This window comes from Streptomyces huiliensis (genome assembly GCF_020037025.1).
Classification (GTDB): Bacteria; Actinomycetota; Actinomycetes; order Streptomycetales; family Streptomycetaceae; genus Streptomyces; species Streptomyces huiliensis.
Map to the genome: position 1 here is coordinate 1 of NZ_JAIQLH010000087.1, position 24436 is coordinate 24436.

Here is a 24436-nt window from a genome sequence, read left to right on the forward strand (position 1 = left end):
GGCCAGCCCGGAGGCGCGGGACCGAACGCGCCGGGCGGCGGACCCGGCGGCGGGCCGGGCGGGCGGTCACGGGGCGGCTGGGGCGGGGTGGCCATGCGTCCAGCGTCCTCCGCCGGGCGCCGCCGCCACCGCGGGGTGACAGGACCGTCACACGTCCCGCGCGGGAGCATGACATTCCGTCACGGTCCCTGGACCGTCACGGCTTCCGCGCCGTCATGGTCCCCGCTCCCACCCGCGTGGCGCACCGCACCAGCCCGACGATCCGACCGTACGATTTTCCGGATGACGGTCGATACGCACCAGAATGTCACCTCGGCGAAGGCGCGGGCCGCCTGCCTCCTGCTGGCCTTCCGCCACGGCAACCAGCGCGCCTTCGACGACGGCCTGCCCTCCGACATGGCGGCGGACGAGGCCCGTTACCTCGTCGCCGCCCTCGTCTGGATCGCCAACGAAGCGGTCCGCAAGGTGTACCGGCCCGCCGTCACCGACCGGGTGCTGCGCCACCTCGCCGGCCGCTCGCCGGACGAGCCCGGCTGGGTCCGGACGGACGAGGAGGCGGCGCCGGACGTCGCGCTGCTGCTGGAATCGGTGTGGCGGGAGGACACGGACGCGGTCCGTGAGCTGGTTCGGGCCACGCCCGACACCACGTTCCTGCTCGGCAAGCTGCTCCAGGCCGTGGCCCTGCTGCTGCCCCGGGTGCCGGAGGACGAGTTGCGCGGGGTGCTCAGCGAACTGCGCGGAGGAACGCCTCCAGACCCGCCAGATCGTCCGTGTTGAGGTGGTCGACACCGGCCGCCAGCAGCTCCCGCCACACCGCGTCCCGCGCCGGACCGGGCAGGTCGGGCGTCGCCCAGAATCGCACCCGCCGGTGCTCGGCGTGGGCCTGCCGGACGATCCGCCGCAGCGCCGCCCGCTCGGCCTCGGGCATCGGACCCACCCCCTGCCAGCGGAAGTTCTGCCCCCAGTTGTCGCTGACGAGTGGGAGGAACGAGGCGGGCACCGCGGTACCGAGGTCGGCCGGCCGCCCGTCGTAGCCGGCGTACCGCACCCGTTCCGCCTCCATCGGCCCGCGGGCCGCGCGGTCGCCGGAGACCACCGCCGTCACCGCGCCGGTCCTGACCCGGCCGTCCGCGCAGACGGTGAGGATCTCCCGGTAGCGGCGGAGTTCCCGGGACAGGGCGCGGTACGTGGGGTCGCCCGCGGACTTGATGTCGATCAGCAGCTGGAAGCCGCGGCCGTACCCCCGGTACACCCGCCCGCCGTTGGCCCGGACGCGGCGCAGCAGCGGGTCGAGGTAGAGCGCGGCGAGGGTGCGCCGCGGGTCGAGGCCGACGGGGTCGTGCGCGACGAGCAGCTTCTCGCCGACGAGCCAGATGTCGGCCTCGACGCTGGTGAAGCCGTGGGCGAGCGCGTCGGCGAGGGGGCGCGGGTGCTCGTAGTCGTTGTGGGCGTGGGCCTGCCGCAGGGGAGGCGGGGTGTGTCTGCCGCGCGCGGTGCCGGCGAGGGCGGGCGGGGCGACGGTCCCCGCGAGGGCGGCGCCCAGGGTGACGACGACGGCGCGGCGGGTGTGGCGCGACGGCCCGGGGCGGCCGGAGACGGACGGGGTCACGGTCCCTCCTGGGGAGCGGGAGTTCGGGGGAGCGGGAGTTCGGGGGACGGACATGCGGCCCGGGCGCGGGATACGCCTGTGCTGCGCGTGTCGCTGTCAGTGAAGTATCGGGGCCCGAAGGGCTGTTCGGGAGGGCCGTGCCGAGAGTTGCCGGGTTCGACGCCGGTGCTTTCACCGCCGTTCTTCCGGGGCAGGGATAGGGCCCCTTGTGGTGTGGTGCAGTCGACGGGTCTTCAGGGGTGACGGTGAGCAGACGCGGATGCCGCGTGCGCGCGGTGCTGACGGGGCTGGTGGCGTGGGTGTCCCTGGTCGCGGGGGCCGGCGGGACGACCGCGTGGGCCGGGCAGGAGGCGAAGGGGAGCGAACCGGGCGCCCTGTCGCTGGGCGCTCCGGCGGCGGTGGCCCCCGGGGTGGACTACCGGGAGTTCGCGCTGAAGGGTGGTCACGGTCCCGCGCGCGGGCACCTGCTGACCGTGGATCTGCGGGAGCGGCGGGTCTCCGTCGACCTGCTGTACCCGGGGGTGGTGGGGGCGAGGGAGAGCGTCTCACGGCTGGCCGACCGGCAGGGAGCCGTCGGCGGGGTGAACGGCGACTTCTTCAACATCGCCGAGGAGCAGCACCCGGGCGTCGACGCGACCGGCGCCCCCGTGGGTCCCGCCGTGGCGGGCGGCCGGGCGCTGAAGTCCGCGGTGCCGGACGGCCAGCGCTTCGGCCCGGCGCTGCCGCGCGGGGTCACCACCGAGGACGTGCTCGCGGTGGGCACCGACCGGGTGGCGCGGCTGGACCGGCTGCGCTTCGAGGGCGTGCTCCGGGCCGGGGGCGACGAGTTGGAGCTGAGCGGCTTCAACCAGTACGCGCTGCCGGTCGGCGGCGTCGGGGCGTACACCCCGGACTGGGGTGCGGCGTCCCGGCTGCGGGCCACGTGCGGCACCGACACGGACCGCGGCGCCCCGTGCAGCCGGACGACGCGGGAGGTCACCGTGCGGAACGGCCGGGTGGCGGCGGTGTCGGGCAAGCCCGGCAAGGGCGCGATCCCCCGGGGGTCCGTGGTGCTGCTGGGGCGGGACGGCGGGGCCCGGGACCTGGCCCGGCTGGAGGTCGGGGACCGGGTGGAGGTGTCGAAGCGGCTGCGCTCGCGGGAGTCCGGGGCGGTGCGCTTCGCGCTGGGCGGCTTCCCCGTCCTGCGGGACGGCCGCGCGCTCGGTGGGCTGGACGCCGCGACGGCGGCGGTGCGCACCGCGGCGGGGGTGGCGGACCACGGCCGGCGCCTGTACCTGCTGGCGCTGGACGGCCGGGCCGCCTACCGCCCCGGGCTGACCGTGGCCGAGCTGGCGGCCGCCATGCGGAAGCTGGGCGCCGTCGACGCGTTCAACCTGGACGGCGGCGGGTCGAGCACGCTGGTCACCCGGGGTTCCGGGGGGCACGCGACGGTCCGCAACCACCCCTCGGGCGGGGCGGAGCGGGCCGTGCCCAACGGGATCGGAATCTTCGTCAGGTAGACCGGCGGGCGCGGGCGAGGCGCCGTCCACACCGGACGGCGCCTCGGTACCGCGGTGCACCGTGGCTGCGACGCTGGCCCGCCGCGGCTCGGTGCCCGTCCCTGGCTCAGGGCCGCACGCTGGCGACCAGGTCGGCGGTGGCCGTGATGCCGTGCGAGATCGTCGGCGCGATGCTGGTGCTGGCCAGCATGAATCCCAGCAGGACGCAGACCAGCGCGTGGGACATCCGCAGTCCCCCATTGCGCAGGAACACCACGGCCAGAATCACGAGAAGCAGGATCACGGAGATGGAAACGGCCATGGTTGCCTCCTCGGCGGGGCTTCGGTCGTCCGCAAGTCTCGCGTATCGCGCCAGATGCCTTGGTATGGCACATGTCCTCCCTTCGGGTGACAAACTCCCGATCGGGTCAGTCGGCGGGCCGCGCCACGCCGCGGTACGGGTGACGTCCCGTGTCTACGTTCCAGGATTGTTCGACGGGCGTGCGGCCCCGGGCCTGCCTAGGCTGACGGAATGAGCCGCACAGTCCGGGAGCGCGGGCGCACCGCGGTGGAGCAGGGAACGGCGGGCGACGCCGCCGGGCGGGCCGCGGAGGCGCGGGAGGCCGGTCCCGGACCGGCCCCGGGCCGCCCGCTGCGCCGGGTGCCGGGCGCCTTCGCGCTCTTCTTCGGCCTGCTCGGCCTGTTCTGCGCGCTCACCTCGCTGATCCCGCCGCTGCGGCGCGCGGCGCACCCGGTGACGAACGCCCTGGACACCCTCACCGTCCCCACGGCGCCCAACCTGGCGTACGCGGTGTTCCTGCTGCTGCTCGCCACCGCGACGGCCGCCCGCAAACGGGTCGCGCTCTGGTTCGTCCTCGCGTACCTGACGCTGCTGGTGCTGGCGGACGCGCTGCTGCTCGCCGTCGGCTACTGGGACACGGTTCCGTCGCTGGTCCTGTCCCTGGCCGCGATGGCCCTGCTCGTCCTGGCACGCGGCGAGTTCTACGCCCAGGTGCGCCGGGGCGCGTTCGTCCGGGCGCTGCTGGTGCTGGTGGCCGGTCTCGCGGCGGGCACGCTGGTGGGCTGGGGGCTGGTGGAGCTGTTCCCCGGGACGCTGGAGCGCGGCGGCGGCAACCGGCTGCTGTTCGTGGCCAACAAGGTGTGCGGCGGGCTGGTCAGCGGCCGGCACTTCACCGGGCACCCGCCGCACCCGGTGTACTTCCTGCTCGGCCTGTTCGGCGCGCTGGCGCTGCTCAACGCGACCATGACGCTGTTCCGCTCGCAGCGGCTGGAGGCGGCGCTGCACGACGACGAGGAGCCGCGCATCCGCGCCCTGCTCGCCCGGTACGGCGGCCGGGACTCGCTCGGCTACTTCGCGACGCGCCGGGACAAGGCCGTCGTCTTCTCCCCCAGCGGCAAGGCCGCCGTCACCTACCGGGTGGAGGCGGGCGTCTGCCTGGCCTCCGGCGACCCGCTGGGCGACCCCGAGGCGTGGACGCCGGCCATCGACGCCTGGCTGGAGCTGGCCGGACGGTACGGGTGGCAGCCGGCGGTGATGGGCGCCGGGGAGGAGGGCGCCCGCGCGTACGCCCGCTCGGGCCTGGGCGCGCTCCAGCTCGGCGACGAGGCGATCCTCCAGGTGGCCTCGTTCGACCTGGAGGGCCGCGAGATGCGGGTGACCCGGCAGGCCGTCAACCGGGTGGAGCGCACCGGCGCGTCCGTCCGCGTGCGGCGGCACGCCGCGCTCTCCGACGAGGAGATGGGCGAGGTCATCCGGCGCGCGGACGCCTGGCGGGACACCGAGACCGAGCGCGGCTTCTCGATGGCCCTGGGCCGGCTGGGCGACCCGGCCGACGGGGAATGCCTGCTGGTCGAGGCGTTCGACAGCGAGGGACGCATGATCGCCCTGCTGTCCTTCGTGCCCTGGGGGCGGGACGGGGTCTCGCTCGACGTGATGCGGCGGGACCGGGCGGCGCCCAACGGCGTCATGGAGTTCATGGTGGCCCGGCTGTGCGCGCAGGCCGGCCGGTTCGGGATCAAGCGGATCTCGCTCAACTTCGCCGTGTTCCGCGCCGCGTTCGAGGAGGGCGCCCGGATCGGCGCGGGGCCGGTGCTGCGGCTGTGGCGCAGGCTGCTGCTGTTCTTCTCCAAGTGGTGGCAGCTCGAAGCGCTCTACCGGTCGAACGTCAAGTACAACCCCGAGTGGCACCCGCGCTTTCTCTGCTATGCGGACGCCGGTGCCCTCGCCCGGATCGGACTGGCCTCCGGCATCGCCGAGGGCTTCGTCTCGGTGCCCAGCCTGGGGCAGCTGTGGGGCCGGGGGCGGGCGCGCGGCCTCGTCAGCCCGGCGTCGACGGCCGGGCTCCCGTCGCTGTCCGAGCTGGGCCTCGGCGGCCCCGAGGCCGGGGGCGACCTGGTCAGGGACGAGCTGGAGCGGCTGCCCGAGCAGGTGCGGGTGCGCCGCCGCAAGCTCGACCGGCTCCGCCGGGAGGGCGTCGACCCCTACCCGCCGGACGCCCACCGGACACACACGGCCGCCGCCGTCCGCGCGGCGCACGCGGGGCTCGCGCCCGGCGCGCGCACCGGGGAGCGGGCGGCCGTGGCGGGCCGCGTGCTGCTGCTGCGCAACCACGGCGGGATCGCCTTCGCCGTGCTGCGCGACTGGTCGGGCGACCTCCAGCTCACCGTCGCCCGGGACGGTTCAGGGCCCGAGCTGCTGCGCCGCTTCACCCGGCTCGACCTCGGCGACCACATCGAGGCGGAGGGCGAGGTCGGCACCACCGACCGCGGCGAGCTCACCCTCTTCGTCACCCGGGCCCGGCTCATCGCCAAGTGCCTGCGCCCGCTGCCCGACAAGCGGCACGGGCTCACCGACCCGGAGGCCCGGGTGCGGATGCGGTACGTGGACCTCGCCGTCTCGCCGGACGCCCGGCGGACGGTCCGGGCGCGCAGCGAGGCCGTGCAGGCGCTGCGCGCGGGGCTGCTGGAGCGGGGCTACCTGGAGGTGGAGACGCCCATGCTCCAGCAGGTGCACGGCGGCGCGAACGCCCGCCCGTTCACCACCCACATCAACGCCTACGACCTGGACCTGTACCTGCGCATCGCCCCGGAGCTGTACCTGAAGCGGCTGTGCGTGGGCGGCCTGGAAAAGGTCTTCGAGCTGGGCCGCACCTTCCGCAACGAGGGCGTCTCCTACAAGCACAACCCCGAGTTCACCATGCTGGAGGCGTACCAGGCGTTCGCCGACTACGACGTGATGCTGGACCTGACGCGGGAGTTGATCCAGGAGGCGGCGGTCGCGGCGCACGGCGCGGCGGTGGCGGTGCGCGCGGACGGGTCGGGGAAGGCCGTCGAGCACGACATCTCCGGGCCGTGGCCGGTGCGGACGGTGTACGGTGCGCTCTCCGAGGCGCTGGGCGAGGAGGTGTCCGCGGACACCCCAGAGGCGGAGCTGCGGCGGCACTGCGACGCGGCGGGGGTGCCGCACCGGCCGGAGCAGGGGCGCGGGGACGTCGTCCTGGAGATGTACGAGCGGCTGGTCGAGGAGCGGACGACGCTGCCGGTCTTCTACAAGGACTTCCCCACCGACGTCTCGCCCCTCACCCGCCCGCACCGCGCGGACCCGCGGCTCGCCGAGCGCTGGGACCTCGTCGCGTTCGGCACCGAACTGGGCACGGCGTACTCGGAGTTGACGGATCCGGTCGAGCAGCGGAACCGCCTGACCGCGCAGTCGCTGCTGGCGGCCGGCGGCGATCCCGAGGCGATGGAGCTGGACGAGGACTTCCTGCGCGCCCTGGAGTACGCGATGCCGCCGACGGGCGGGCTCGGGATCGGCGTGGACCGGCTGGTGATGTTCCTGACGGGGCTGTCGATCCGCGAGACGCTGCCGTTCCCGCTGGTGCGGCACCTGTGACGGCCCCGGCCGTCGACGGGCGCGGGTCAGTCCTTGACGTTCTCGCGCACGCGCCGCGAGGGCGTGAAGACGTAGAGGTCGAGGATGCCCGGCGGGTCGGCGAGGCCGGGGCCACCCGCCTCCGTCCAGGCCGCGACATCGGCGGGGACGTCCGGATCGTTGCACAACCCCAGCCAGACGGGCCGTCCACCGGCCTCCCGGCCGGCCCGGGACGGCTGGACGACGATGACGTTCGCCTGCTCACAGGCGTCCAGGCAGTCGGTGACGCGCACGGCGGCCGTGCCGTCCACCGCCTGGCGCAGCGCGCGCAGCTGCTCGGCGTGGTCGACGCCGGGCACCTTGGGGGTGCCGCAGCAGCAGCCGCGGCAGACGGTGACGGTGCAGCGGTCCGCCGCGGGGGCGGCGGTGCCGGCGCGGCGGGGGCGTTTCCTCGCGGGGGCGGTCATCGGAGTGCCTCTTTCTGCGATGCCTGCACTTGCTGGACTTGCTGGGCTTCCTGCACTTCCTGCACTTCCCGCCAGCGGACCGTCCGGTCGCACCAGCGGTCCAGCAGGACCGGGTCGTGGCCCACCGCCAGCAGGCCGGCGCCGGTCTCGCGGCGGTAGTCCTCGACGACGGCGACCAGGGCGGCCGTCGTGGAGGCGTCGAGCATGGCCGTCATCTCGTCGCAGACCAGCCAGCGCGGCCGGAGCACCAGGGCGCGGGCCAGGCAGGCGCGTTGCAGCTGGCCGTCGCTGACCTCGTGCGGGCGGCGGGTGAGCAGGTCGGCGGTCAGGCCGGTGGCGGCGGCGAGTTCGCGGACGCGGTCGGGGGCCTCGGCGCGGCGGCCGGTCGCGCGGAGGGGTTCGGCGATCAGGTCGTGGAGCCGCAGCCGCGGGTCGGCGGACATCCTCGGCTGCTGGAAGACCACGCCGAACGCGGTGCGTTGCTCGCGCGGCGCGCGGTGCCGCCAGCCGCGTACGGGTTCGCCGTCCAGGGTCACCGTGCCGGCGTCGGGGCGGTGCAGCAGCGCCGCGACCCGCGCCAGGGTGGACTTGCCACAGCCGCTCGGCCCGAGCAGGCCGACGGATTCGCCCGCGGCCACGGTGAGGGAGGCATCACGGACGACGGGCCGGCGCGGTTCGTAGCCGGCGGTGATGCCGCGCAGCTCAAGCACGGTCGCTCCTCGGGTGGTGGCAGGCGACGCCGTCCGCGAGCGGCGGGACGGTGGCGCAGGCGTCCGCGGCGCGGGGGCAGCGGGGGGCGAAGGCGCAGCCGGCGGGGAGGTCGCCGAGCTCCGGCGGCATGCCGGGGATGGGGGTGAAGGCGCGTTCGGGCAGGGCGTCGAGCAGGCCGCGGGCGTACGGGTGGCGGGGGCCCGGTTCGCCGAAGAAGGCTTCGGCGTCGGCGATTTCGACGATGCGGCCGGCGTACATCACGGCGACGCGGTCGGCGATCCGCCCGGCCGCCGCCAGGTCGTGCGTGATCATCAGGAGGGTGTGGCCGCGGTCCACTTGGCGGCGGAGTTCGTCGACCGTGCGGTCCACGAGCTCGCGGTCGAGTCCCGTCGTCGGTTCGTCGGCGAGCAGCAGCGGGGCGTCGCCGACGAGGGCGAGGGCGGTGGCGGCGCGCTGGGCGAGGCCGCCGGAGAGCTGGTGTGGGTGGCGGTCGAGGTGGTCGGCGGGGAACGCGGCACGCTCGGCGGCCGCTTCCTCGCCGTCGCGCCGGCCGGTCAGCTCGCGGAGGGTCTCGCGGAGCTGCGAGCGGACGGTGCGGACGGGGGTGAGGTGGGCGGCGGGGCTTTGGGGGATGAGGCCGATGCGGCGGCCTCTGACCGTGCGGCTGAGCGTGCGCTCGTCCGCGGCGAGGAGGTCGAGCCGGGCCTCGTCCGCCTCGCCGCTGCCGAGCCAGGCGTGGCCTTCCGTGCGGGCGTTGCCCGGGAGGAGGCCGAGGAGCGCCGAGGCGAGGACGGATTTGCCGCAGCCGCTCTCGCCTATGAGGGCGAGGCATTCGCCTCGGTGGAGGCGGAAGGTGGCGTCGGTGACGGCGGCTATGGCGCGGTCTCCGCGCATGCGGAAGCGGACGGAAAGGTTCTGGACGTCCAGGAGGGGGGTGGGGGCTGGGGCTTCCTGCGGAGCTGTGCCCCTGCCCCGCCCCTTCCCATTTTCCGCAGGGGCTGCGCCCCCGCGCGCCCCCGCTTCGTCGCGGCTCCGCCGCTCGGCCTCAAACGCCGGCCGGGCTGATACGGCCTGCTCGTGCCCCTGCCGCCCGGCCGACTCAGCCCGTCCGGCGGTTGAGGACAACCGCGCGGAGCGCGGTTGCGGGGGTCGGGGGGCGGAGCCCCCGGTGGGAGACATCACAGCGTCAGCTCCGATCGCCGCCGCGGCGAGAGGCGCTCGCGCCAGGCGGCTGCCAGGGCCGCTACGGCCAGGGTGGGGACGATGATGAAGAGGCCGGGGAAGAGGGTGGGCCACCAGTCGCCGGCCAGCAGCGAACCCCGCGCCGCCTGCACCATGTTGCCGAGGCTGGCCTGGTGGGTGGGCAGGCCGAGGCCGAGGAACGACAGGGCCGACTCGTGCCAGATCGCGTGCGGGACCATGAGCACGGCGGCCAGCCCGGCCTGCGGCAGGACGCCCGGCAGCAGGTGCCGTACGGCGATCCGCAGCCGCGACGAACCGCCGGAGACGGCCGCGTCGACGAACGGGCGGGAGCGCAGCGAGAGCATCTCGGCGCGGACGATCCGGGCGGTGGACAGCCAGTGGGTGACGGCGATGGACGCGATGACCGGTCCGACGCCGGGCCGGAACATCGCCACCACGAAGATGCCGAGCAGCAGGTGCGGAACGGACGAGAACAGGTCGACGACGCGCATGACAACGCGGTCGGCCCAGCCGCCGAGCGCCCCGGCCAGGGCCCCCACCGCCGTGCCGATGACGGTGGCGACGAGGGCGGCGACCGCGCCGACGAGGAGCGAGACCCGCAGCCCGTAGACGGAGCGCAGCAGCAGGTCGCGGCCGACCTCGTCGGTGCCGAAGGGGTGGGACCAGCTCGGGGGCCGGAGCTTGGAGCCGAGGTCGACGGCCTGTTCGTCGAGGGGGACGAACAACGGGACCAGGACGACGGCCAGGACGGTCGCGGCGACGAGGGCGGCGCTGATCGCGCCCGTGGGCAGGCGCCGGGCGGGCGGTGCGAGGTCAGCCATCGAAGCCCACCCTCGGGTCGGCGAGGCCGTACAGCAGGTCCGACAGCAGGTTGCCGAGCAGCACGGCGGCCGTGGCCAGCACGGTGAGGGCGGCGAGCAGCGGGAAGTCGACGTTGGTCGCGGCGTCGACGGTGGCGGAGGCGATGCCCGGCCAGCTGAAGACGGTCTCCACGAGCAGGGCCCCGGTGATGAGTTCGGGGACGCGGGAGCCGATCAGGGTGAGGACCGGCAGCAGTCCGGAGCGGAGGGCGTGGCCCAGCAGGACGGTGCGCGGGGCGAGTCCGCGGGCGCGGGCGCCGCGTACGGGGTCCTCGTCGAGCGCGTCGCCGACGCCTTGGCGCACGTAGAGCACGAACCACGGCAGCTGGGTGACGGCGAGCACGGCCGCGGGGAGCACCAGGTGGGAGGCGACCTGGCCGGCGGTGACGGTGTCGCTGCCGGTGTCGGTGAGGCCGCCGGCGGGCAGCGCGCCGGCCTTGAGCGCGAAGAACCAGACGGCGAGCAGGCCGAGCCAGAACGGCGGTGCGGCCTCCAGGACGTACGCCAGGGAGGTGACGGCCCGGTCGAGGAGCCCGCCGCGGCGCCGGGCGGCGAGCACGCCGAGCGCGGTGCCGACGAGGACGGCGGCGGCGAAGGCGGTACCGCTGAGCAGCACGGACCAGCCGATGCGGGCGCCGATGGCGTCGGCGACCGGCTGCCGCAGGGTGGTGGAGACGCCGAGATCGCCGGTGAGGGCGCCGGTCAGCCAGTCCCACCAGCGGACGGCGAACGGCCGGTCGGCGCCGAGGTTGTGCCGCAGCTGGTCGAGGACGTCCTGGCCGGTGCCGGGGCCGCCGGCGCCCGCGTAGGCGCGGGCGGGGTCGAACGGGGAGGCGGCGGCCACGGCGAAGACGGCGAAGGTCACGACGAGCAGGACGGGGACGGCGGCGAGCAGCCGCCGTCCGGCCATGCGGGCCATGGGCCCCCAGGGGAGGGCCGTCGTGCGGGTCTTGCCGGAGCTCACTTCTTGGGCTGCCAGTCCTCGACGTTCCACCAGGGGCCGGCGCCGAGGCCGTGGTCGTGCGGCTCGACCTGGGTGGTGAGGTCCTTCCAGTCGTCCTTCATCACGTAGAGGTGGTCGACGTGGGTGAGGAAGACGTAGCCGGGGTCGTCGGCGAGGGCGTGCTGGATCTTGTCGTACGCGGCCTTGCGGGCGGCCTTGTCGCCGCTGCGGCGGCCCTCCTCCAGTGCCTTGTCGACCTCGGGGTTCTTGTAGGCGGCCATGTTGTTGAAGCCGTCGAGGGCGAGGGAGGAGTGCAGGAGGTTGTAGAGGTCGAAGTCGGGGTCGGCCGGGTTGCCGCCGCCGGCGAGGACGGCGTCGTCCTTCATGCGCGGCTCGATGACCTCCCAGGTGCCGCTCTGCACCTTGGCCCGGATGCCGATCTTCTTGGCGTCGGAGGCGAAGGCGAGGGCGTGCTCCTGGCGGAGCTTGTCACCGGCGGGGAACCAGAGGGTGAACTCGGCGCGCTCGCCGTCCTTCTCCCGGATGCCGTCGCCACCGGGCTTCCAGCCCGCGTCGTCCAGCAGCTTCTTCGCCTTCTCCGGGTCGTACGGGCGCTCGGTGCCCTTGGCGAACCACGCGCTGTCGGTGGGGACGGGCCCGTAGCCGGCCCGGCCCGCGCCCTCCAGCAGGCTCTTGATCATGGCGTCGCGGTCGACGGCGAGGTCGAGGGCGCGGCGGACGGCGGTGTCGCCGGTGACCTTGTTGGCGGTGGGCAGCGTCACACCGCGGAAGTCGGTGGTCTTGGCGGTGATCGTCGTCTTGGAGCCGTCGCCCTTGAAGCCCTTGACGAGGTTGGGCGGCAGGATGGCGCCGTCGAGGTCGCCGCTGCGCAGCCGGGTGGCCCGGACGTCGTCGTCCTTGATGATGGCCATCGTGAGCTTCTTGACCTTCGGCTCGCCGCCCCAGTAGTCGGGGTTGGCCTTGAAGGTCAGCTTCTCGCCCTTGCTCCAGCCGGTGAGGAGGTAGGGGCCGGTGCCGATCGGCTTGGTGTTGAACGCGCCGGTGTTGACGTCCTGCCCCTTGGCCGCGTGCTCGGGGACGATCGGCAGGACGGTGCGCTCGGCGAAGGGCGCGTAGGGGTACTTGAGGGAGAAGACGACGGTGTCGTCGCCGCGGGCGGTGACCTTGTCGACGGCGTCGAGCTCGCCCTTGTTCGCGTTGTTGGTCTTCTCGTCGAGGATGGTCCGGTAGGTGAAGACCACGTCCTCGGCGGTGAAGGGCTTGCCGTCGCTGAACTTCACCCCGTGCCGGAGCGCGAAGGTGTAGGTGCGTCCGTCGTCGGTGACCTTCGGGAGGGACGCGGCGAGGGCGGGGCGGAGCTTCATGTCCGCGTCGCGGCTCAGCAGGCCGTCGAAGATCTTGGAGTTGCCGTCCTTGCCGTAGCCGAGCAGGGGGCTGAGGGTCTCCGGCTCGTTGGCGATGCCGACGACGAGGGAGTCCTTGACTCCGTCGGCGGAGCCACCGCCGGCGGGCTTGGAGCAGGCGGCCGCTCCCGCGGCCAGGACGACTGCCGCGGCCGCGGCGGCCGCTCCCCGTATGGACCGGGCCGTCATGCCCTCCACCCCTGTTCACTGCTCAGTTGCTGTTGCGAATACCTCGCAATTAAATCGCACCAAAGCGGTGGCCATGATCCGGGGTGGCGGGACCGGGCCGGACGGCGGACGGCACGGCGGGGACGGACGGTCACCGGGACCGTACGAAGAGTGTGACGCACGGCACTGCCGGATCCCGCGAACGCCGGGGGCCGCCCGGGACAAGTACGCGTGCGGGCCGAAGTGACCGTCCGAAGTGACCGTCGCGCGAAAAGAGTTCACCGTGTCACCTCGGCCGTGCGCGCCCACCCTCCGGGAGGGCCTGTCCCGTTTCCGCGCACAGGGAGCTTGCCGCACACCATGAGTCCGAGCACGACGCCCGTCCCCGCACCCCCGCCGGCCTCCCCGCCGGCCGGCATCGCCGCCCCTCGCCCGGAAGCGGGCCGTCCGGCTTCCGGGATCCGCCTGCACTCCCTCACTGGGCTGCGCTGGTACGCCGCCCTGCTGATCTTCTGCTACCACTTCGCGTCCGAGCAGTCCGTCGCCGGAACCCGCGAGCACCGGGCCCTGCTGCGGAAGGCGCTGGTGGCGGGCCCGTCGGCGGTCTCCTTCTTCTTCATCCTCTCCGGATTCGTGCTGGCCTGGTCGGCCCGTCCCGGCGACAGCAGGACCGGCTTCTGGTGGCGCCGGTTCGCCCGGATCTACCCGAGCCACCTCGCCGGATTCCTCCTGGCGGTCGCGATGCTCCTCTGGATGGGCAGGACCCTCGACCCCGGCGTCGCCCTGGCCAACCTCACCCTGACGCAGGCATGGGTCCCCGACCGGACGGACTGGTGGTTCGGCTACAACGGGGTTTCCTGGTCGCTGTGCAGCGAAGCCCTCTTCTACCTGCTCTTCCCGTTCCTGATGCCCCTCTTCCGGCGGCTGACGACCACCGGCCTGCGGGTGGCGGTCGCCGTGGGCTGCCTCGCCGTCACGCTGTACCCGCTGTGCCGGGACGAGATCGGGCGGGCGACCGGCTGGAGCGCCAAGTTCACGCTCTACATAGCGCCGCCGGTGCGGCTGGCCGAGTTCGCGATCGGGGTCGCCCTCGCGCTGCTGGTCCGGCGCGGCGCCTGGCGGGGCCCGGGGGTGACGGTGAGCCTGGCACTGTGCGCCGGCGCCGTCCTGTGGCTGGCGCGCCAGGTGCCGAACGGCTTCCACTGGAGCGCCTGCACGGTGGTGCCGTACACGCTCGCCGTCGCCGCCGTCGCGCGGGCCGACGCCGAGGGGCGGCGCTCGGTGTTCCGGGACCGGGTCCATGTGTACCTGGGCGAGGTGTCCTTCGCGTTCTACCTCGTCCACGAGATGGTGATCTTCAGCGCCAACCATGCCTTCCGGGGGTACCGGCTCGCCCTGGTCCCGCACGTGGTGATCGTCTTCACCGTCTCCCTCGCCGGCGCGCTGCTCCTGCACGAGCTGGTGGAGCGGCCGGGCGTCCGGGCGCTGGCCGCCGTGACCCGGCGGCGGTCCGCCCGCGGGTCCGTTCCCGGGTCCGCCCCCGGTTCCGTCCCGGCTCAGGAGAGGACGAATCCCCGGTAACCGTCCCGGGCCACGGCGTCGCACTCCGCCCGGTACCGGTCGGCGCCGCCCGTGTACGCCAGGAAGACCCGCGGCTTGCCCGGGACGTTCGCGCCCATGTACCAGGAGGCGGCGGCCGGGTAGAGCGTGCCGGCGGCGAGGTCCGCGACGTGGGCGCACCAGTCGTCCTCGGCGCGCGGGGTCGCGTCGATCTCGGTGGCGCCGGCCCGGCGCAGGTGGGCGATGCAGTCGGTGATCCACTCGACGTGCTGCTCGATGGAGAAGACGGCGTTGCTGAGGACGGACGGGCTGAGCGGTCCGATCACGGTGAAGAGGTTGGGGAAGCCCGCCGAGACCAGGCCCAGGAGGTTCCGGGGGCCGTCCGCCCACTTCTCGCGGAGGGTCGTGCCGCCCTTGCCGACGATGTCGACGGCGACCTGGGAGCCGGTCAGGGCGTCGAAACCGGTGGCCAGGACCAGGACGTCGAGGAGGTACTCGCGGCCGGCGGTCCGGACTCCCTTGGGGGTGACCTCCTCGATCGGGGTCCTGGCGAGGTCCACCAGGGTCACGTGCGGCTCGTTGAAGGCGGCGTAGAAGCCGGTGTCGAGGCAGGGGCGCTTGGTCGCGAACGGGAAGGTGCGCGGGGAGAGGGCCTCGGCCGTCGCCGGGTCGGCCACGATCGACCGGATCTTGGAGCGGACGAACGCGGCGACGGTCTCGTTGGCGGCCTCGTCGACGAGGATGTCGGTGTAGGTGCGGAGCAGTCCGCTGAGGACACCCGAGTCCCACGCGGCCTCGTAGGCGGCGGCGCGCTCGGCGTCGTCCGCCTCCAGGGCGGACTTGGTGGGCGGCGCGAAGACGGTCCCGCCCCGGGACAGCCGCTGGGCGGCCCGGAACTCCGGGTAGCGGGCCTTGATCTCGGCGATCTCGGCCGCCGCCAGCGGGCGGTTGTGGGCCGGGAGCGCGTAGACGGGGGTGCGCTGGAAGACGGTGAGCTCGGCGGCCTCCGCGGCGATCACCGGGACGGCCTGGACGCCGGAGCAGCCGGTGCCGATCACGCCGACCCGTCTGCCGGCGAGGTCCACGCCGCCGGCCGGCCAGTCGGCGGTGTGGTGGACCGCGCCCGCGAAGGTGCCGAGGCCGGGTATGTCCGGGTCGTTGACGGCCGACACGCAGCCGGACGCGAGGACGACGAACCGGGCGGTGACGGTCTCCCCGGTGTCGGTGGACACCTCCCAGACGTGGCCGGCCTCGTCGTACACGGCCCGGGTGACGCGGGTGTTCAGGGTGATGTCGCGGCGCAGGCCGAAGCGGTCGGCGACGTGGTGGAGGTAGCGCAGGATCTCCGGCTGCGCGGCGTACCGCTCGCTCCACTCCCACTCCTGGTCGAGCTCCGGGGAGAAGGAGTACGAGTACGCCGTGCTCTCGACGTCGCAGCGGGCGCCGGGGTAGCGGTTCCGGTACCAGGTGCCGCCGATGTCGTCGCACGCCTCGAACACCCGGGTGCGGAGCCCGAGTTCCCGCAGCCGGTGGAGCTGGTAGAGGCCGGAGAAGCCGGCGCCGACGACGACGGCGTCGACCTGCGGGGAAGCCGCGGCGGGCCGGGCGGTGGGGTCCATGCGGTGCTCCTGACGGTGGCCTGGCGCGGGCAGCGGTACGGGTGGTGCCGGGGGTGGTCGGGGCGGGACGGAGCGGGACAGGGCGGAGCCGTCCCGGCGCGGTGGCCGGGACCGGCGGCCGGGCTCCCCGGCCGCACGCATCCCGTAGGGGCACATCCTCACCCGGCCCGCGCCCCGGGGGAAGACCCCGCCGGACCCCGGGGAAGACCTCGCTCCGGACTCCGCGAATCCGGCGTACTTCAGCGGGAGTCCGCGGCGCCCCGGCCGACCGGCCGTCCCGTCGACGCCCGTTCCACCAGCCGGGGCGTCGCGTCCCGGGTGCGGCGGGCCGGGCCGCCGTCCAGCAGGGCGATCAGTTCCTCGGCGGCGCGCCGGCCGAAGGCCGCGGTGTCGCGGGCGAGGGCGGTCAGCGGCGGGTGGGTGCTGCGGCAGAGGACGGAGTCGTCCCAGGCGACGATGGAGAGGTCGGAGGGGACGGACAGGCCGCGGCGGGCGGCGACGGCGAGGCCCGCGACGGCCATCACGTCGTTGTCGTAGACGACGGCGGTGGGCGGGTCGGGCGCGGCGAGCAGCCGGCGGGTGGCCTCGGCGCCCTGGGCGTCGGAGTAGTCCGTGGTCACGGAGGTGACGTGAAGGCCGTGGCGTTCGGCGGCCCGGCGCAGGGCGGCGCCGCGGCGCCGGGTGTGGGCGAGCTCGCCGAGGCCCGCGACGTGGGCGACGCGCCGGTGGCCGAGGGCGTCCAGGCGGCCGACGACGGAGTCCATGGCCGCCGCGTCGTCGGCCCAGAGGTTGGAGAGCGCGGCGTCCGGGCGCGCCTCCCAGGCGGGGTCGTCCATCGCGCCGATCACCACGGTGGGGAGGCCGAGGCCGGCGAGCAGGGCGGGCCGGGGGTCGTCGGCGCGCGGGTCGACGACGAGGAGGCCGTCGACGCGGTGCTCGGCCCACCAGCGGCGGTGTACGGCGCACTCGGCGGTCACGTCCTCGACCACCTGGAAGAGCAGCCCGAGCCCGCGCAGGGCGAGGGCCTCCTGGACGCCGGAGACGAGCTGGAGGAAGAACGACTCGACGCCGAGGGTCCGGGCGGGCCGGGCAAGGACGAGGCCGACGGTGGCGGAGCCCTCGCCGGAGAGCGCGCGGGCCGCCGTGCTGGGCTGCCAGCCCAGCTGCTCGGCGACGCGCCTGACCCGCTCGCGGGTGCCCTCCGAGACGCCCGGGCGGCCGTTGAGCGCGAAGGAGACCGCGCTCTCCGACACTCCGGCGCGGCGGGCGATGTCGCGGATGGTCGGGCGGCGGGCCGGCAGGCGGCGCATGGGGTCTCCTCGGACGTCCGGGGCGGGCCCGGCACCGGCCCGGGCTCCAACACACTAAAGCGCATTAGTCGTTGACGGAAGTATTGACGTGACTCCCTTGTCGGGTGCACCTTTTGGACCGCCACCTTCCGGCCCCCGACCGAAGGAGCCCGGCCATGCACCCGTCCCGTGGAGTCGTCCGGAGAACCGTCCGGCCGGCCGTTCCGCTGCTCGCCCTCGCGCTGGCGCTGAGCGCCTGCGGTTCGGACGGCGGAGGGGGCGGCGGTTCGTCGGCGGACGGCCGGATCGAGGGCCGGATCACCTTCCAGACCTGGAATCTCCGGGCCGGTTACAAGGACTACTTCGAGTCCCTGGTGAAGGAATTCGAGGAGAAGTATCCGGACGTCACGGTGAAATGGCAGGACCAGCCCGCCGAGCACTACGCGGACAAACTCGGGGCGGACGCCGCCGCCGGCACCCTGCCGGATGTCGTGAACGTCTCCCCGGACCTCTCCTATCCGCTGGCGAAGGCGGGCGTGCTGCTGAATCTCGACAAGGAGCCGGTGGCCGCGAAGTTCAAGGGCGAATACACCGCGGAGGCGTGGCGGGGGAACACCCTGCCGGGTCTGGACGGCGCCTACGCGTTCCCCTGGTATCTCACCACCGGCCCGCTGTTCTACAACAAGGCCCTGTTCCGGGACGCCGGCCTGGATCCGGAGAAGCCGCCGAGGACCTACGACGAGCTGTTCGGCGCGGCGGCGGAGCTGTCCCGCCGGTCGGGCGGCCGGACGGCCACCCTGGCGGGCACCCCGGCGATCGAGGACTTCGGCCGGTACGGCGTGCGGCTGATGGACGAGGACGCCACCCGGTTCACGTACAACGAGCCCAGGGGCGTCGAGCTGCTGACCCGCTACAAGCGGCTCCACGACGAGGGCGGGCTCGATCCGCAGGCGCTGACGAGCACCCCCGAGCAGGCGGGCCGGAAATTCCTGGAGCAGAAGGTCGCCATGAATCCGGGCGGCGCCAACGACCTGGCGAACTTCCGGAAGAACGCGCCGAGCCTGTACCGGAACCTCGGTATCACCGACGCCCCGAACAACACCGGGAAGCCGAACATGTACGTCATGGGCCTCGCGGTCAACCGGAACGGCAAGCACAAGGCGGCGGCCATCGCCTTCGCCCATTTCGTGACCGACCGGAAGAACCAGGAGGCGTTCGCGCACCGGGTGGCCGTCTTCCCGAGTACGAAGGGCTCGCTCGACGACCCGTACTGGACGAAGCACGACGGGACGGACGAGGGCCGGGTCCGGGTCGCCTCCGCGAAATCCCTGAAAGGTGCCGTGAATTACACACCCGTGGTGATGAGCGACGAAATGAAGACGATTCTGCGCAACGAGGTCGCCAAGGCCCTCCAGGGAAAGAAGTCGCCCAAGGAGGCGCTGGACGACGCGGTGGCGCAGAGCGACCGGCTGCTGCGGCGGAAGTGATCCCGCCATGGCTCGCGGAGACATGGCCCGTAATGACACGGCCCGCAGAGACACGGCCCGCAGAGGCGTCCGCCTCCACCACCCCGCGACCCCCTGGCTGCTCCTGCTCCCCGGGCTCGGCGTGCTCGCCGCGTTCAGCCTCTTCCCCTTCCTGACGACCGTCCACGACGCGTTCACCGACGCCCGGACGCTCGTCCCCGGGCAGTGGGTCGGGCTGCGGAACTTCCGGGACATGCTGCACGACGAGCAGTTCTGGGTGGCCCTGCGCAACAGCGCGCTGTACGTCGTCCTCGTCGTCCCGTTCACCGTGCTGCTGCCGTTGCTGCTGGCGCTGCTGGTGCACAAGCGGCTGCCGGGGATGGGCTTCTTCCGCTCCGCGTTCTACACCCCGGTGGTGGCCTCGGTGGTGGCGGTGGCGCTGATCTGGTCCTGGATGCTGGACGACCGGGGGCTGGTCAACGGCATCCTCAAGGCGCTGGGCGCCGGGCCGGTGTCGTTCCTCGGCGACTCCTGGCTGCTGCTGATCAGCGCGATGGCGCTGACGGTGTGGAAGGGCCTCGGCTACTACATGGTCATCTACCTGGCCGCGCTGGCCAACGTCCCGCGCGAGCTGCACGAGGCCGCGGCGGTCGACGGCGCCGGCCCGCTGCGCCGCTTCGCCAGCGTCACCGTGCCGGCCGTCCGCTCCACGATGGTGCTGGTCGGCGCCCTGTCGTCGGTCTCCGCGTTCAAGGTCTTCTCCGAGGTGTTCCTGCTGGCAGGACCCACCGGCGGGCCGGCCGGGGAGGACACCACGCTCGTCATGCTGGTGCAGCGGACGGGCACCGGGCTCGACGGGCGCGTCGGCTACGCCTCCGCCCTCTCCCTGGTGATCTTCGTGATCGCGCTGCTGCTGATGCTGCTGGTACTGCGCGCCGGCCGGGGCGGGGACGCGGCGGAGCGGCGGGAGGAGCGCCGGTGACCAGGACGTCGTGGGCGGAGAAGGCGTTCCGCTACGTGCTGCTGCTCGCGGTCCTGGCGCTGACCGTCGGCCCGTTCCTCTGGCAGCTGTCCACCTCGTTCAAGAGCACGACGGAGGACGTCTACACCTCGCCGCCGCGCTTCCTGCCCGAGCACCCGACCGCGCACAACTACGCCGAGGTTGCCGACATCGTCCCGGTCTGGGACTACGCCCTCAACTCGCTGACGGTGGCGGTGGCCAGTGTACTCACCAACCTGATCGGGGCGTCGACGGCGGGCTACGCGCTGGCCCGGCTGCGCTTCCGGGGCCGCGGGGCCGCCGGGCTCGCCTTCGTGGCGGCGCTGCTGGTCCCGGCGGAGTCCCTGGTCATCGCGCAGTTCACGATGATGCGCGACCTCCACCTGAACAACACGCTCACCGCCGTCGTCCTCCCCGGCGCGGTCGGGGCGCTGAACGTGCTGCTGATGCGGAACGCGTTCGCGAACGTGCCGCGCGAGATCGAGGAGGCGGCGGTCGTCGACGGCGCGAACACCTGGCAGCGGTTCACCCGGATCGCGCTGCCGTCGGTGCGCGGCACCCTCGCCGTCGTCGCGATCTTCGCGTTCATGGGCGCCTGGGACGACTTCCTCTGGCCGCTGATCGTGCTGTCGGACTCCGAGCGCTACACGCTGACCGTCGGCCTGAACTTCCTGCACGGCACGTTCCAGCAGAACCCGCGGCTCGTCGCCGCCGGGACCGTCATCGCGGTGGCTCCGCTCGTGGTGCTGTTCGCCTGCCTCCAGCGGTACTTCTTCCGCGGGGCGGGCGAGGGCGCCGTCAAGGGCTGAAGCCGTTCTGGACCGTCATGGACCGTCATGAACCGTCATGAAAGGAGCTCCATGAACGTGCGCTTCGGCGTCAACTACACCCCCAGTCGGGGCTGGTTCCACCACTGGCTCGACTTCGACCTCGACGACGTCCGCGCCGACCTGGACTGCGTCGCGTCCCTGGGCCTGGACCACGTCCGGGTCTTCCCGCTCTGGCCGCTGTTCCAGCCCAACCGGACGCTGATCCGGCCGCGCGCCGTCGAGCAGCTGGTCCGGCTGGTGGACGCGGCCGGGGAGCGCGGCCTGGACGTCGCCGTGGACGGGCTCCAGGGGCACCTGTCGAGCTTTGACTTCCTGCCCTCGTGGGTGACCACCTGGCACCGCCGCAACCTGTTCACCGACCCGGACGTCGTCGACGCGCAGGCCCGCTACCTGGCGGAACTGGCGGGGGCGCTCGCCGGGCGGCCCAACTTCCTCGGGATGACGGTCGGCAACGAGACCAACCAGTTCGCGGGCGACCCGCACCCCGATCCGCACCGGGTCACCACCGCCGAGGCGGGCCGCTGGCTGCGCCGGATGACCGAGGCGTGCGAACGGGCCGCGCCCGGCCGTGCGCACCTGCACGCCGCGTACGACGCCGCCTGGTACGACGGCACGCACCCCTTCACGCCCGCGCACGCGGCCCGGATCGGTGCCATGACCGCCGTGCACTCCTGGGTCTTCAACGGCACCGCCCAGCGGCACGGCCCGGACGGCGCCGCGACCGGGCTGCACGCCGCGTACCTGATCGAGCTGTCCAAGGCGTGGGCCGCCGATCCGGCGCGCCCGGTCTGGCTCCAGGAGGTCGGGGCGCCCGCGCCGCACGTACCGGCCGCGCGGGCGGCGGAGTTCACCCGCGCGACGCTCCGCAACGCGCTGGACTGCCCCGGGCTGTGGGGCGTCACCTGGTGGTGCTCGCACGACGTGGACCGGGCGCTGGGCGACTTCCCGGAGCTGGAGTACGGCCTGGGGCTGTTCACCAACGACCGCCGGCTCAAACCGGCGGGCGAGGCGCTGGCCCGGGTCGTACGGGAGTACGGGCAGGGCGCGTACGGTGAGCCCGCGCCCCGGCACACGGCGCTGATCGTGGACGCGGGGGACGTGGAGAGCGCGCCGCTGCGGCCACTGTGCGCGCCGGGCGGCACCTACTTCGAGGCGTGGATGCGGCTCGCCGCGGAGGGCGTCCGCCCGGCCGTGGTCCTCGCCCAGCGGATCGGCGAACCCGGTCACTTGGCGGGCCGGGGCATCAAGGAGACGGTCGCTCCCGACCGGCTTCCCTGACCACCGTCCGGCCGCCGGCGATCCGACCGGCCGAACGGCCACCGCCGCCGGCCCGGTCCGCCCGCGGACCCCGGGGCCGGACGAGGAGGGCGCGATCCCCGGGGCCGGGGCTGTCCCTCCGCATATCCCCTCGGAGGAGCGTCATGCACGAACCGACCCACCGATCCCCCACGGCCGCCCCCACCAGCGGGACGGCCGCCAACGGACCCGCCGGCCCGACCTCCGCCACCAAACCCAGCGACCCGACCGCCGTCGCCACGGGACCCACCGGCCCGACCGCCGTCGCCGAGATCACCGACCGCCCTACGCCGACGGAGGGCACCGGATCGACCGGCGCCGCCGGACCGACCGTACCCACCAGCCCCACCGGCCCCACCGCCCCCACCGGCTCGACCGTCCCCACCGCCCCCGACGACCGGACCGCCGTCGCCGGACCCACCGACGGAACCGCCGCCACCAGCCCCGCCTCCCACACCTCCCACACCTCCCTCGCCGGATCCGCCGGCCCGGCTGCCCCCGCCTCCCCCACCCGCCGGACTGTCCTCGCCGCCGGTCTCGTGGCCGCCCTCGCCGTGCCGCCCGCGCTGTCTTCCGCCACGCCGGCCGCCGCGGTCCCGTCCGGCACACCGCCCCCGCACGCACCACCCGCCCCGGACGGCTCCCCGGCCGGTCCCCCGGACCTCCAGCCGTACGCCGCCTACTGGTTCCCCGACTCCCCGCCCCCGGGAACGCCCCCGCCCGGGGCCGTGTGGCGCGGCCTCGCCCGGTGGAGACCCGAGGACGACCCCGACCTTCCCTTCAACCGCGCGTCCGTCCCCCTCGCCCCCCGCTTCACTCCCCCACCGCGCGACGGGGCCCGCGCCGAGCAGGCGCGGATCAGCGCCCTGGTCTCCTTCGCCCCGACCTCCGGGCACCCCTCCCAGGGCGGGCCGACCGCCGACCACTACGCGTTCACCCACTGGGCGTACCTCGACGAGCTGGTGTTCTGGGGCGGTTCGTCCGGCGAGGGCCTGGTCCTGGCGCCCACCGCGCCCGTCGTGGACGCCGCCCACCGCCACGGCGTGCCCGTCCTGGGCACGGTGTTCCTGCCCCCCGCGGCCTACGGCGGACGGCTGGAGTGGACGCGGGACCTGCTCCGCCGGGCTCCCGACGGCGGCTTCCCGCTCGCGGACAAGCTGCTGGCCGTGGCCCGCGCGTACGGCTTCGACGGCTGGTTCCTCAACGCCGAGACCGGGGGCGGCGACGCCCGCCTCGCCGCGGACATGCGCGACTTCGTGGCCCACCTCCGCCGCAGGGGGCGCGGCCTCCGCGTGACCTGGTACGACGCGCTGGCGATCTCCGGGGACGTCGCCTGGCAGAACGAGCTCAACGACCGCAACGACGCCTTCTTCCGCGCCGCCGACACGATGTTCCTCAATTTCAACTGGACGCGCCAGGGCCTGCGCTCATCCTCGGAACGGGCCGAGGCCATGGGCCGGGACCGCTACGAGCTGTGGGCCGGCGTCGACGTCGAGGCACGCGGCTGGGCCACGCCCGTCGACTGGGACGCCCTCCTCCCGCCCGACCGCCCGCACGTCACGTCCCTCGGCCTGTACCGCCCCGAGTGGACCTGGAAGCAGGCCGCCAACCGCTCCCCCGCCGCCTTCCACGCCCGCGACGACCGCTTCTGGACCGGCACAGGAGGCATGGGAGGCACAGGAGGCACGGGAGGCACCGGCGGCACCTGGCGCGCCCCCGCCGCGTCCGTCGCCGACCGGTCCACGCTCACCGCCCTCCCCTTCGCGACCGTGTTCAACACCGGCCACGGCCTCCGCTGGTACGAGCGCGGGCGGCCCGTCCCGTCCGGCCCCTGGCACCACCTGGGCCTCCAGGACCGGCTGCCCGGCCGCCGCCGCACGGCCGGGGGCCCGCACCCCGCCCCCTCCGTCGGCTACGACTTCGACGACGCGTGGCACGGCGGCGGCAGCCTGCTGGTCGCCGGCCCGCTCCCGGAGCCCGCGACGGTGGAGCTGTACGCGGCCCGGCTGCCGCTGTCGCCGTCCACGGTGGTCGAACTGACGTACCGTACGGACGCCGGAAGCGCCCCCGTGCGGGTGGAGTTCGCCGCCGAGGTGGACGGGCGCACCGGCCTCCTGGCCGCCGGGCGGGCGGGACCGGCGTGGACCACGGTGACCGTCCGGGCGGGCGCGCTGCTGCGGGGCCGCGCCCGGGGCACGCTCCGCACCCTGGGCGTGCGCCTCACCGCGACGGGCGACGGGCCGGTGCGCTGGCGGCTGGGCCGGCTGGCCGTGCGGGACGGCCTCCGGTTGCCGCCCGGCCGCCCGGTCCGGCCGAGGGTCACCGCGTCGGCGGTCCGCCCCGACGGCACCGCCGCCCTCCGCCTGGCCTGGCGCCCGTCCCCCGCCCCCGTCCGCCACTACGCGCTGCACCAGTGCCTGCCGGGCGGCAACGTCCGCTTCCTTGGCGGCACCTGTGGGCATGCCTTCTACGTTCCGGAGCTGCGCCGTACGGCCGGCGAGGCGGTCACGCGCGTCGAGGTGCGCGCGGTGGACGAGCTGTACGCCTCCTCGGCCCCCGCCGTCGTCCGGTTCCGCTGGCCGCACCCGAACTCCCGTAACGAGCTGCCGTAACAAGACCCC

General features: G+C 74.4%; 19 protein-coding genes. 9 read left to right on the forward strand and 10 right to left on the reverse strand.

Annotated elements, in window-relative coordinates:
- Positions 1-282: 282 nt before the first annotated feature.
- Complete coding sequence (locus JNW98_RS17355) at positions 283-777, forward strand: hypothetical protein (RefSeq protein ID WP_223769151.1); 495 nt, start codon at positions 283-285, stop codon at positions 775-777.
- Here the strand turns inward: JNW98_RS17355 and JNW98_RS17360 are convergent.
- On the reverse strand, positions 725-1609 hold the full coding sequence (locus tag JNW98_RS17360) for a phosphatidylinositol-specific phospholipase C/glycerophosphodiester phosphodiesterase family protein (protein WP_223769152.1): 885 nt from the start codon (positions 1607-1609) through the stop codon (positions 725-727). The two genes, JNW98_RS17355 and JNW98_RS17360, sit on opposite strands and share 53 nt — an antisense overlap.
- A gap of 245 nt (positions 1610-1854) precedes the next feature.
- Between JNW98_RS17360 and JNW98_RS17365 the strand changes: the two genes are divergently transcribed.
- Positions 1855-3108, forward strand: a complete 1254-nt coding sequence (locus tag JNW98_RS17365) for a phosphodiester glycosidase family protein (protein WP_223769153.1) — start codon at positions 1855-1857, stop codon at positions 3106-3108.
- Positions 3109-3214: 106 nt separating this feature from the next.
- On the opposite strand, the gene JNW98_RS17370 is transcribed toward JNW98_RS17365, so the two are convergent.
- On the reverse strand, positions 3215-3409 hold the full coding sequence (locus tag JNW98_RS17370) for a hypothetical protein (RefSeq protein ID WP_223769154.1): 195 nt from the start codon (positions 3407-3409) through the stop codon (positions 3215-3217).
- Positions 3410-3619: 210 nt separating this feature from the next.
- On the opposite strand from JNW98_RS17370, the gene lysX reads away from it, so the two are divergent.
- A complete protein-coding gene (gene lysX, locus JNW98_RS17375) occupies positions 3620-7000 on the forward strand; it encodes a bifunctional lysylphosphatidylglycerol synthetase/lysine--tRNA ligase LysX (protein WP_223769155.1) in 3381 nt (1126 codons plus the stop codon).
- Positions 7001-7026: 26 nt separating this feature from the next.
- Here lysX and JNW98_RS17380 read toward each other — a convergent pair whose 3' ends face one another.
- From JNW98_RS17380 to JNW98_RS17405, 6 genes are all read right to left on the reverse strand, one after another.
- On the reverse strand, positions 7027-7446 hold the full coding sequence (locus JNW98_RS17380) for a (2Fe-2S) ferredoxin domain-containing protein (protein WP_223769156.1): 420 nt from the start codon (positions 7444-7446) through the stop codon (positions 7027-7029).
- Complete coding sequence (locus JNW98_RS17385; protein ID WP_223769157.1) at positions 7443-8156, reverse strand: ABC transporter ATP-binding protein; 714 nt, start codon at positions 8154-8156, stop codon at positions 7443-7445. The genes JNW98_RS17380 and JNW98_RS17385 overlap by 4 nt, the downstream gene beginning before the upstream one ends.
- Positions 8149-9051, reverse strand: coding sequence for an ABC transporter ATP-binding protein (locus tag JNW98_RS17390; protein ID WP_223769158.1), 903 nt, complete (start codon positions 9049-9051; stop codon positions 8149-8151). The genes JNW98_RS17385 and JNW98_RS17390 overlap by 8 nt, the downstream gene beginning before the upstream one ends.
- A 284-nt stretch (positions 9052-9335) precedes the next feature.
- Positions 9336-10181, reverse strand: a complete 846-nt coding sequence (locus JNW98_RS17395; RefSeq protein ID WP_223769159.1) for an ABC transporter permease — start codon at positions 10179-10181, stop codon at positions 9336-9338.
- Positions 10174-11139 (reverse strand): ABC transporter permease, encoded by a 966-nt coding sequence (locus JNW98_RS17400; RefSeq protein ID WP_223769197.1) that lies wholly within the window; start codon positions 11137-11139, stop codon positions 10174-10176. The genes JNW98_RS17395 and JNW98_RS17400 overlap by 8 nt, the downstream gene beginning before the upstream one ends.
- A gap of 41 nt (positions 11140-11180) precedes the next feature.
- Positions 11181-12776, reverse strand: coding sequence for an ABC transporter substrate-binding protein (locus tag JNW98_RS17405; protein WP_223769160.1), 1596 nt, complete (start codon positions 12774-12776; stop codon positions 11181-11183).
- A 339-nt stretch (positions 12777-13115) separates the two neighbouring features.
- Here JNW98_RS17405 and JNW98_RS17410 point away from each other — a divergent pair, with 339 nt between their 5' ends.
- Positions 13116-14336 (forward strand): acyltransferase family protein, encoded by a 1221-nt coding sequence (locus JNW98_RS17410; RefSeq protein ID WP_223769161.1) that lies wholly within the window; start codon positions 13116-13118, stop codon positions 14334-14336.
- Here the strand turns inward: JNW98_RS17410 and JNW98_RS17415 are convergent.
- Together JNW98_RS17415 and JNW98_RS17420 are read right to left on the reverse strand one after the other, a co-directional pair.
- A complete protein-coding gene (locus JNW98_RS17415) occupies positions 14312-15934 on the reverse strand; it encodes a flavin-containing monooxygenase (protein WP_223769162.1) in 1623 nt (540 codons plus the stop codon). The two genes, JNW98_RS17410 and JNW98_RS17415, sit on opposite strands and share 25 nt — an antisense overlap.
- 239 nt (positions 15935-16173) lie before the next feature.
- Positions 16174-17244, reverse strand: a complete 1071-nt coding sequence (locus JNW98_RS17420; protein WP_223769163.1) for a LacI family DNA-binding transcriptional regulator — start codon at positions 17242-17244, stop codon at positions 16174-16176.
- A gap of 155 nt (positions 17245-17399) precedes the next feature.
- Here JNW98_RS17420 and JNW98_RS17425 point away from each other — a divergent pair, with 155 nt between their 5' ends.
- The 5 genes from JNW98_RS17425 (at position 17400) to JNW98_RS17445 (ending at position 24427) form a co-directional block, all read left to right on the forward strand.
- Positions 17400-18710 carry an ABC transporter substrate-binding protein gene (locus JNW98_RS17425; protein ID WP_223769164.1) on the forward strand — a complete coding sequence of 437 codons (1311 nt, stop codon included), beginning with the start codon at positions 17400-17402 and terminating at the stop codon, positions 18708-18710.
- A 7-nt stretch (positions 18711-18717) separates the two neighbouring features.
- Entirely contained in the window at positions 18718-19671 is a 954-nt protein-coding gene (locus tag JNW98_RS17430) for a carbohydrate ABC transporter permease (RefSeq protein ID WP_372459266.1), read from the forward strand.
- Positions 19668-20498: a carbohydrate ABC transporter permease gene (locus JNW98_RS17435; RefSeq protein ID WP_223769165.1), complete on the forward strand. Its 831-nt coding sequence runs from the start codon at positions 19668-19670 to the stop codon at positions 20496-20498. The genes JNW98_RS17430 and JNW98_RS17435 overlap by 4 nt, the downstream gene beginning before the upstream one ends.
- A gap of 51 nt (positions 20499-20549) precedes the next feature.
- Complete coding sequence (locus tag JNW98_RS17440) at positions 20550-21797, forward strand: glycoside hydrolase 5 family protein (RefSeq protein WP_223769166.1); 1248 nt, start codon at positions 20550-20552, stop codon at positions 21795-21797.
- A gap of 143 nt (positions 21798-21940) precedes the next feature.
- Positions 21941-24427, forward strand: coding sequence for an endo-beta-N-acetylglucosaminidase (locus JNW98_RS17445; RefSeq protein WP_223769167.1), 2487 nt, complete (start codon positions 21941-21943; stop codon positions 24425-24427).
- Positions 24428-24436: the final 9 nt, after the last annotated feature.

Bases quoted from the DNA above. Each gene is read 5' to 3' on its own strand.
- JNW98_RS17355 (WP_223769151.1), top strand. From the start codon at position 283: ATGACGGTCGATACGCACCAGAATGTCACCTCGGCGAAGGCGCGGGCC.
- JNW98_RS17370 (WP_223769154.1), bottom strand. From the start codon at position 3,409: ATGGCCGTTTCCATCTCCGTGATCCTGCTTCTCGTGATTCTGGCCGTG.
- lysX (WP_223769155.1), top strand. From the start codon at position 3,620: ATGAGCCGCACAGTCCGGGAGCGCGGGCGCACCGCGGTGGAGCAGGGA.
- JNW98_RS17380 (WP_223769156.1), bottom strand. From the start codon at position 7,446: ATGACCGCCCCCGCGAGGAAACGCCCCCGCCGCGCCGGCACCGCCGCC.
- JNW98_RS17390 (WP_223769158.1), bottom strand. From the start codon at position 9,051: ATGCGCGGAGACCGCGCCATAGCCGCCGTCACCGACGCCACCTTCCGC.
- JNW98_RS17395 (WP_223769159.1), bottom strand. From the start codon at position 10,181: ATGGCTGACCTCGCACCGCCCGCCCGGCGCCTGCCCACGGGCGCGATC.
- JNW98_RS17400 (WP_223769197.1), bottom strand. From the start codon at position 11,139: ATGGCCCGCATGGCCGGACGGCGGCTGCTCGCCGCCGTCCCCGTCCTG.
- JNW98_RS17405 (WP_223769160.1), bottom strand. From the start codon at position 12,776: ATGACGGCCCGGTCCATACGGGGAGCGGCCGCCGCGGCCGCGGCAGTC.
- JNW98_RS17410 (WP_223769161.1), top strand. From the start codon at position 13,116: ATGAGTCCGAGCACGACGCCCGTCCCCGCACCCCCGCCGGCCTCCCCG.
- JNW98_RS17415 (WP_223769162.1), bottom strand. From the start codon at position 15,934: ATGGACCCCACCGCCCGGCCCGCCGCGGCTTCCCCGCAGGTCGACGCC.
- JNW98_RS17420 (WP_223769163.1), bottom strand. From the start codon at position 17,244: ATGCGCCGCCTGCCGGCCCGCCGCCCGACCATCCGCGACATCGCCCGC.
- JNW98_RS17425 (WP_223769164.1), top strand. From the start codon at position 17,400: ATGCACCCGTCCCGTGGAGTCGTCCGGAGAACCGTCCGGCCGGCCGTT.
- JNW98_RS17430 (WP_372459266.1), top strand. From the start codon at position 18,718: ATGGCTCGCGGAGACATGGCCCGTAATGACACGGCCCGCAGAGACACG.
- JNW98_RS17440 (WP_223769166.1), top strand. From the start codon at position 20,550: ATGAACGTGCGCTTCGGCGTCAACTACACCCCCAGTCGGGGCTGGTTC.
- JNW98_RS17445 (WP_223769167.1), top strand. From the start codon at position 21,941: ATGCACGAACCGACCCACCGATCCCCCACGGCCGCCCCCACCAGCGGG.